Source organism: Flavobacterium niveum (genome assembly GCF_055231775.1).
In genome coordinates this window covers 516,194-525,779 of the sequence record NZ_JBUYSX010000004.1, presented here as the reverse complement: position 1 = coordinate 525,779, position 9,586 = coordinate 516,194, and the positions used below count along the sequence as shown (strand labels likewise).

2 protein-coding genes are annotated in these 9,586 nt (G+C 47.1%); both read right to left on the bottom strand.

The window, feature by feature from the left end; genetic code table 11:
• Positions 1-3,069: Ig-like domain-containing protein (locus tag ACZIX4_RS13040; protein ID WP_463336078.1), on the bottom strand; the 3,069-nt coding region annotated here is incomplete at its 3' end.
• 231 nt (positions 3,070-3,300) lie between these two features.
• Positions 3,301-9,477: a GEVED domain-containing protein gene (locus tag ACZIX4_RS13035; protein ID WP_463336077.1), complete on the bottom strand. Its 6,177-nt coding sequence runs from the start codon at positions 9,475-9,477 to the stop codon at positions 3,301-3,303.
• Between the last annotated feature and the right edge of the window lie 109 nt (positions 9,478-9,586).

Genomic DNA, 9,586 nt, shown 5'->3' with positions numbered 1-9,586 from the left:
TGTACACGTTACGTTGGCATCGCCTGTCTGTGCCCATACATAAACCGTACGGGTTTGTGTCAGTATATCACCCGGGAATAACTGGATGCCTAAGCCATTTGTAGCGGTGCGGTAAACCGCGCCGGTGATAGCAGGCAGCACATAGCTTTGGCATGAACTTACGTCGGCAATCTCCGGGGCTGTAGGTTGTGGATATACCGTTACCACAAAACTGTCTTCCGCAGAACATGCAGTAGCTCCTGTACCAACCTGTGAATATACATATATAGTTTGAGTGGTATTTACAGTATCTCCCTCTGCAAGCATAGTTCCTGTACCGCCTGAGCCGGTGTAATAATCACCTTCTGTAAGGGAAGGAAGCGTATAGGTATCATTACTACAAATAAATGCATCGGCAGGGGCCGTAGCCGTAGGGCTTGCAATAACCTCTATGGCAAAGCTGGTAGTGTTAACACAGCCGGTACTATTATTTACCACACGTGCATAAATAGTAGCATTGGCAGAATAATAGCTATCAGCAAGCTGTGGCGTTCCGCTATTTGCAGCAGCCTGGCTCGCATAATACGTTACCGTATAGCCCGATGCGTTGTTCGTAATTTCATTGCTTTTACTCGAAAGCGTAAAAGTAGCATGGCCTGTACCGTCATCACAAAGCCTGTAGGCTGTAACGGCAGTATTAACCACAGGAAGCGGGTTTACAATAAGGTTAAACGAACCGATGCTGAAACACCCTTCGCTGTTTTGTACCCTTACCCAAATGGTTTGTGGTGTGCTTGTATTGGTATATGTAGTGGTATTGCCTATAGCATTAGCAGGCCCCTCGGCATCAGCCTGGCTGGCATAGTATGTAACAGTAAGCCCGCTTACACCGGCTGTAGCCTCATTATCTTTTGTAGTAAGGTTAAACACCGTAACGTTGCCTGTAGTTGCAGGGTCGTCGCACAGTGCATAACTGGTCATTACAGGCACCGCAGGCTTAGGGTGTACTATAAGCTCTATCGGCCTTGTGGCGTAGCAGTTTGTAGTGTTACCGGTTTCTACCGCCCTTACATATACCGTTTGTGTATTGGCAACGGTAGAAGTGTACGTAGCAGGGGTAGTTATGTTGTTATTGCCACCCGCCTGTGCATCGGTAAGCGACGTATAATAGGTAAGCGTGAAGTTCCCTCCGTTTGCCACCTGGTTACCTGCAGTGGTAAGGTTAAACACCGCAAGCCCGTCATAATCATTGTCGCATACTTCAAGCGGGGTAGCATTAACCAGTGCCGGTGCGGCATCTATAGTTATGGTGTCGCTGCTGTTTCCGCCCACAATACAGGTTGACGATTCTGAGCCTACCGAATAAGTAACGGTATACGTACCCGGCGTACTGGTGCCCACAGTAATTTCTCCTGTTGAAGGGTTTATAGACAACCCGGCAGGTGTTGCCGTGTAGGTACCGCCTGTAGTAAAGCCCGATGCAGTTGTAGGCGTTACGTTATTGCCGCCTGCGCAGGCATTGGCAGGAAGCGTAAAACCTGTAACCGCGTTGAAGCCCGATGTAATGGTAACCGTTTGCGGTATCGGTACGCTGCTACAACCGGCAGCATTCATTTGCGATACATAATAGGTTTGTGTACCAAGGTTTGCAGTACTTGGCGTAGGCCCGGTACCGTCGTATTGGTTTCCTCCGTAGTACCATGTAATGGTAGCACCCGGCTCTCCGGTAGCGGTAAGCGGTACAGCGGTTTGTCCCTGGCAATAGGTTACGTTTGTAACCTGTGGTTCGGCGGGTTCGGCACCGGTATACTCTACCTCCAGGGTACTAATACAGTTATTGGTACCCCAATCGAAATAGTAGGTACCCTGTACAGAAAATCCTGAAACGGTTGTATTTTGTGAATTAGGGTCGGCAAAAGTAGTAGCCGAAGGGTTGTCGGCATGGGCGCTCCATGTACCGAAACCTGTAGCCTCTATATCCAGCGCAAGTTCGCCACAACCCATGTAATACGGGTTTTGGGTGATGATGATGTTAGTCGCTGTAAATTCTATATTATCAAGGAAGTTACCCACACTGGTATCTCCCGTTGATGTAGACACCGCCTGGAAATAAAAACGTGTTACCGTTTGGCCCGCAGGTACGGTATAGGTAATTGTACCATCGGCACCGTAAAATGCCCAGGCCGTATTGCCTGTACTTTTTTGGGTAACCGTAGTATATGTTGTAATAGGCTGCGATGCATCTCCGGCCAATAGCTTTACGGTATCGGTACCCATACGGCCACGGTGGGCAAACTTACAGGTAAATACCACCGGCTGCGGCGTAGCATAATCCTGGTATACCCCCATGGTACCCTGGTTAGCATTGGCATTAAGCTCTATATATTGTGTACCGTTGTATGCCGAAACACCTTCGTAGCTTGGTGATGGCCAGTACTCCATAATCTGGTCGTTAGCGGTAGTACGCCATCCCTGTACTATGTTGTGGTTAAAGAATGAAGGCCCGTTACCTGTAGGAAGTGTAGGCGTTTCAAAGCTGTAGTTTATAGTGGTGATGGAACAATCCTGGTTGTTTGAAACCGAAGGTGTGTTTACACAAATACTAAATGTAGTGGCAAGGCTTGGCGATGCAAGGTTAAAAAACAACCTTAGTTTATAGGTTTGCCCAATAACAAGCTCTGTAGCATTAATAACGTTATTAGCGCTGCAATACAACTGTGTAAGCGAACCGCAATCGCCGGAATACAGCGCCATAATTACAGGCTGTGCTGTACCTGTAAAGTTTGACAGCCCTATACTGTGGTAGTTAGCAGTAGCAGTAAACTGGTACCAAATGTCTTTTCCGTCTATGGCAGAACACGACGTAAGCGGCTCTGTAGAAGAGGTGGCAGCAGTAAATGATGCCGTAGTAACCGATGTACAAGCCGCACCGGTATTTACGGTAAGCGTTGTAGCATTGGCACAATCGTCGTTTACCGGGGCGTAAACAACTCTTTTTTTGGCGGGGGAAGGTGGGTTTATCTCTGCTGCAAAGGCCGTAAAACACTGGGCCAAAGCAACTAAAGCAAACAGCAAGGTAACTTTTTTCATCAACCGGATAAATTTTGCGCTAAAATTATGTTAAATATATATAACACACAAAGGTATTAACGCATATAGAACAAGTATATTCTAAACAATCCTACCTGATTTAACACAAATTTCTTAAAAATCACATAATATTCCCCTGACTAAACTTTTGACACAAAAAAAGCCTCCCCTGCTGTTGCAGGGAAGGCCCACTTTTTGGGTATAAATGCTTAACTTAAAAAACAGCCGTTTTTAGAACACGATACGCTTGCTCACTTTGCCGTTTACAGTATCAATCTCCACAATAAGTACCTGCTGCTCTGCAGTAAGGCTGCTTATTTTCAGCTCTGTGTTGTTGATGCCGCTTTGGCTGAACAGTTTGCGTCCGCGTATATCGAAGATGGTAACATTCTCCATCATGGCGTTACCGCTGTTGATGCCTATTGTTGTGCCTTCGGTGTATACAATTACCTGGTTGGCATCAAGCACAGGGTTGTCTGTGCCAAGGGCTGTAGTGGTGTAAATTACATCAAAACGCCCTTCAAAGGTACCCGCCTCACTACTGAAGGTGTAGTCCAGCTGGGTAAGGTCGCGCACTATGCCTTCCACATTATCCCTAAGGTAAATTTTCTGTCCGTCTTCAAACAGGCCGTCTACGTGGTCTAGGGTTACCGTAAAGCTACCTGCGCTTGGCACAGTGAAGCCCATCGGCACTACATCGGCCACTTCAAAGCCCGGCCTTGCCTGTATGGCAAGAGGTGTAGTTTCGGCTAATGAGTAGAACGCTACGGTATTGCCTTCGGTAAATTTCTTCGCGTCAAAACCATAGTCAAGGCCCAGGGTGGCATCGTCAAAATAACCTACCATGGTTTGGCTTGTAGTGCCGTTTTCAGCTACCATATTCAGCCACAGGCGCGATGCGCTGCTTCCGGCCGACTTAAAGAAGCCTTGTGCAGCACCCGGCGATGTGGTACGCATAGCGTTGGTAAAGGTTACCGAACCTGATGTTACAGATGATGCCGTTTGCACAAAGAAGCCCTGTCCTGCTGCCAGTGTCCAGCCGCTTTCATTACCACTGAAGTAAACAGACTGCTCTGAGCCGCCGCCCGTTGCTGTGTTAGCCACATAACCTGCCTGGCTTAGCGTGGCGTATGATGAGCTTGCGCTGTTGTTGCGCTTCCTCCACAGGTAGATACCCGATGCCACATCAATTACCGTGTTGTTTCCGTCAAAGAACTCCACTACGCTTATTGGCGATGGGTATGGGTTACCTATGGCGGTAAACCTTCCGTCGTTATTTAGCGGGTAGGTTACTGTACCGTTGTTTGGCGCACCGGTAAAGATACCGTCGAAGAGGTAGTTATCGCTGCCTGCTATGTATTCGGCAGGGGTAGTGATATAATCTCCTGTAGTACCTGTTACGTTGCCGCTCAGTACGTTTGGCATACGGATAAGGAAACCTTTGGCCGCAGTAAAGCCTGTTGTACCTAGTACCGGCGAGTAAGCGCCTACATCTGCTGTAGTGTACAGGTATTCATAGAAACGTCCTGTTGACGTGGCAGGAGAGAAATTACCTACCGTCCAGCCCGTTACCGGTGATGACCATAGTGTATAGTCTAACCTGTACAACGGGTTGCTTGTTTTGTGCAGGGTAATGTTACCGCTGTTTGCATTGGTTACGGTTGATTCGCCTTGTAGTAGCGCTGCATTATTCTGTACGGTTAACGTTGCTGTAGGGTTTACCGACAGTATGTTGTCTACACTAAGGGTAGCACCTGTGCTCACTGTTAGGGTAGCACCGGCGCCCAGTGTTAAGTTATGGGCGTATACAACACCTGAAGTAATTACAGGGTCGTTAGTTACGTTTGCTATAACAACATCGTCTGCACCTGTAGGTACTACGCTGCCACACCAGTTAGAACCTGTATTCCAGTCAGTACTGGTAGCACCGGTCCAGGTAAAGCAGGTCGGCGCAGTAAGCGTCCACGAAAGAGTGAAATCTCCTGATTCTCCGTCGTAACCATCCTCTACCCAGTACACCGTTTGTGCTATGCCGGTAGTATTTGTCCATGACACAACCGTATCGTTAGGATCATCAAAACATGTAATTGAAGTCTGTGTAGTACAACTACCATAGAATACCGAAATAACAGTATCAAAGTCACTATCCTGAGAAATATCAAGTGTATATCCCGGAAGTACCGTTACAGAATAGAACAGGTCATTTCCTGGGAAGAAAGTACAACCAGGCGTAAAGTTATCTGAAGCATTGGTTGTATTTCCTGTAAGCGGAGATGTAAGTGCATCTAGAGAAATAGCCCCGCTACACACGTCATTAACCTGCCTTGTGGTAAAGCTTATAGGGCCTGCCCATGTACTGTAGCTTACTCCCTCTTCACAAACCGACCTTACATAAAACTGGTAAGTAGTGTTTGGCGTAAGTGCTGCAGCACTATAGCTCATTGCAGTAACCGCAGTACCTGCACCTGTAGGCGCACCGGCACCAAAGGCCACTATGGCAGCCTCCCATGCGGTTTCTTCACAGCCTTGCGTCCATGTAAGTGTAGCTGCTGTTGTGGTGATTGACGTACCGGTTACAGCAAGGTTATGCGGTACAGGGCAAGGATCTGGTGCAGAAATGGTAATAGTATAATCCTCTACTTCGCCATAGGCATTATTACCACATGGTGTTACGTTTACACCCGGAACATTAAACATAGCGCGCACCCTTAGCCTGTGTTCGCCCACAGGTGGCGTACACGACAGGTATATAGGGAACGATGCAGATGAACCTAACACACCTACTTCCCCACTACCTTCAACCATACCGTCAGAATATCCGATACGCTCTGTAGCATTATCAAAAACACCATCATCATTATAGTCTATCCAGGCAGCATAACCTTCATCATACTGGCCTGCATATACCGTACATGCATAGTTTCCTCCTGCCTGTAAGGTAGTAGTCAAAGCAGGGTCTGTTGTATAATCAGAGTACCCTCCCTGGTCGCCACCGGCCCAGCTCGGATCAGTAGGGTCAGGATCGCTCGGACAGCCCGTACCCGAATCATTGTCAAGCGTATTAAGCACTACGCGTGCTATTACGTCGCCATCAGCACAACCATAGGTTGTAACCGGTATACAATATCCAAGATAAAATGAAACCGTAGTCCAGGCACTGTTGCCCGAATCACACACCACCCTTACATGAAGATAGTGCATAGTATCTATAGTACCTGTATATCCTGTTACAGAGGTATCTGTAGTAGCTGTACCCGAAGCCGGTGGTGTAGCCGATGTGGTTACGGCATACTCATACCCTGTTACCGTACCGTTTGAAGGCGCCCAGCTTAAATCGGCTGTAGTAAGCGACTGCGGATCGGCAACAACATTTATAGGGGCACCACACGCAGGCGGGGCTGTAAGGGTCCAGGCAAGTGTAAACTGGCCTGAAGTAGCACCATAGCCACTTTGTACCCAATACACAGTTTGCGTTGTACCTGTAGTATTTTGCCACGTAACAGTAGTATAATCACCATCGTTAAAACACTGTATAAGTGTAGGCGATGCACAGCTTCCGTAGAACACTTCGTTTACAGAGTCGTAGGAATTAAATGTTTGCCCTATATTAAGCGTATAGTATGGCGGAACTGTTATAGTGTAAAAAGCATCGGGTGCTGTAGAAGCCGCATAACAGCTCAGGGTATAATCATGGGTTAACCCTGCTGTAGTAGACATTAATGGCGACGTTAACGCATCAAGCGATGTAGCGCCACTACATACATTATTCGCAGGCATAGCCTGGGTTGTAAACGACCATTCACTACAACCTGTAGCGGTACCACCTGTATTTACAGGAACTATACGCCAGTAGTATGTAGTACTGTATGCAAACCCCGTAAGCTGTATACTGTTTGTAGCTACGTTAGTAATATAGGTAAGCGCACCCGCTGTAGTACCTGCATACACATTATAAGATGTTACAGTGCCTGATGGTACCTGCCACTGTAAGTTAATAACACCATCTACAACCGGCACTGCAGTAGCAGCATCGGTAGGGTAAATTGGTGCCGGTGAGCAGCCTGGTGCCGGTGGCAGTGTGGTAAAGGCATAAGGCCCTGCCCATGTACTGTAAAGGCTGCCCGGTGTACATGCCGAACGCACATAATACTCATAAGCAGTGCCCGGTGTTAGCGATGAAGCCGCATAACTGTTAGCACTAACCAGTGTACCTGTTGATGGCGTACCTGTGCCCGCAGCCTGTATAGCTATTTCCCACTGGGTTTCGGCACAGCCGATATTCCAGGTAAGCGTTGCAGTTGACGATGTAACACCCGAAGCTGAAAGCGCCGTAGGTGCAGGACAAGGATCTGCAGCAGAAATTTTTATCTTGTAGTCTTCTACTTCACCATAAGTAACGTTACCACATGGAGTAATATTTACACCATCTGTAGCAAATACCGCCCTTACCCTTAGCCTGTGTTCTCCCACAGGTGGGTTACAGGCTAATACGATAGGGAATGAAGCCGAAGAACCCAAAACCCCTACGGAACCACTACCTGTTACCTGTCCATTTGAGTAGCCGATACGTTCGGTAGCATTATCAAAAATACCATCGTCATTATAATCTATCCAGGCGGCGTAGCCTTCAGTGTACTGGCCGGCATATACCGTACAGCTATAGGAAGCGCCTGCCTGTAGTATTGTACTTAAAGCTTCGTTTGTTGTATAATCAGAATATCCTGAAAGGCCACCGGGACAGCCCGTACCTGAGTTATTATCTAACGTATTAAGTATTACACGCGCTATTACGTCGCCGTCTGTACAACCTGAAGAGATAACAGGAACACAATACCCTAAGTATGTAGAATATGTAGCCCAGGTACTCTCTGACCCCGAACACATACTACGCACATGCAGGTAATACGTTTGCCCAAAAGTAATAGGTACACCGGTTACAGAAGTAGCTGTAGTACCTGTACCCGAAACCGGGTCTGCAGCCGTTGTGTTTAATACATACTGATACCCCACCGGCGAAGTTATTGCGGGCGCAGCCCACGATACCGTAGCGGTAGTTGTAGATGTTGCAGCTATACTTAAACTTACCGGAGGTGCACAACTTGGCGGTGCAACTACATTAAGTGTATAGTCTTCATACTCCCCATACACACCTGAGGTATTGCAGGGACCTGTAGTATAATAACTGTAAGCCACCCTAATACGGTGGTTACCTACCGCTAAGCCGGCAGGTATATTAATAGCCTGGGTGGTACTGTTACTGGCAACACTGGCTCCATTAACAAGTGTTTCGCCGGCATCACTAAAATCAAAGTCATCATTCAGGTCTATCCATACATAAAAAAAGTTATAACTGTTATAATATGCAGTTAATGTCATATTGAAAGAACCGCCCGCATAATGGCTTATCACCTGGCTGGCACTGTAATCGCTATACCCTGTACCATAGGTACTGGAGTTAGAGATATTAGTCATGGCATTACTGGTTGAAACATTGGTAAGGTAATAAAACCCGGATACCGAAGTAACCGGCGTACAATAACCTACATACAATGAGCCGGTATTCCATGCACTAAACGTAACCGAACAATCTGTACGTACGTGCAGGTAATTTGTAGCATATGGCGTAAGGCTGATACCTGTTACAGATGTAGCTGTGGTTGGCGTGCCGCTTGCAGGCGGTGTAGCCGAAGTACTTACAAAATATTCATACCCGGAAGGCGAACCTGAAGGCGCAGTCCAGCTTGCATTACCTACCGTAGGCGAAGTTAATGTAATGGTAGGCGAAGTAGGAGCCTGGCAGCTTGGCGCAGCACCCTGCGACAAAACAACATCATCAAAAATAAGGTAATAATCCCCGGCAGTCCATGCAGCAGCAAACCTTACAAACAGCGCACCTGTTGGTGGTGTAAATGTAACCGTTTTGGCAGCACATGAAGTAGACGGAACGTGGGCAACCCCACTGCCTCCTATGGTTTGCACAGTTGTCCACGGACCTGATGCCGAAGATGCATACTGCACATTAAATGTACCAAAGTTAGCAGGCGTAGCACCGCCACCCGACCAGTTAATTACTCTATAATTATAACTCATGGTAATAAGCCCCCCGTTAGAGGTACCTACCGAAGGTGAAGTGTACGTAGCACTTGGAACTGAACTATACAAGTTAACCCTTAAACCTCCACCGGTACATCCGGTAGGGGCGGCACTGGCCCCAGTCCATGAGGCAACACCACTCGTAAAAGCCTGGTTGTACGAAACCTGTGCATTAACTGCAAGGTTGCACAATAAAAATAAGGCTACCCAAAAGCCATACATATTCCCAAAACAGGGAATCTTTTTACTGAGCACATTGCCCGGTCGCGCCCGAAAACGCCCAAAACAATGTGTTTTTCTGTAGTTTTTTTCCATTAAGCTAAATTATTTTGATTATTTAACTTAAAAATAACAATAAAACACAGTAATTTAACTCAGTCGCTGATTTTTACTTTTTTTATAACTAAATCGTTTTCGGAAATTA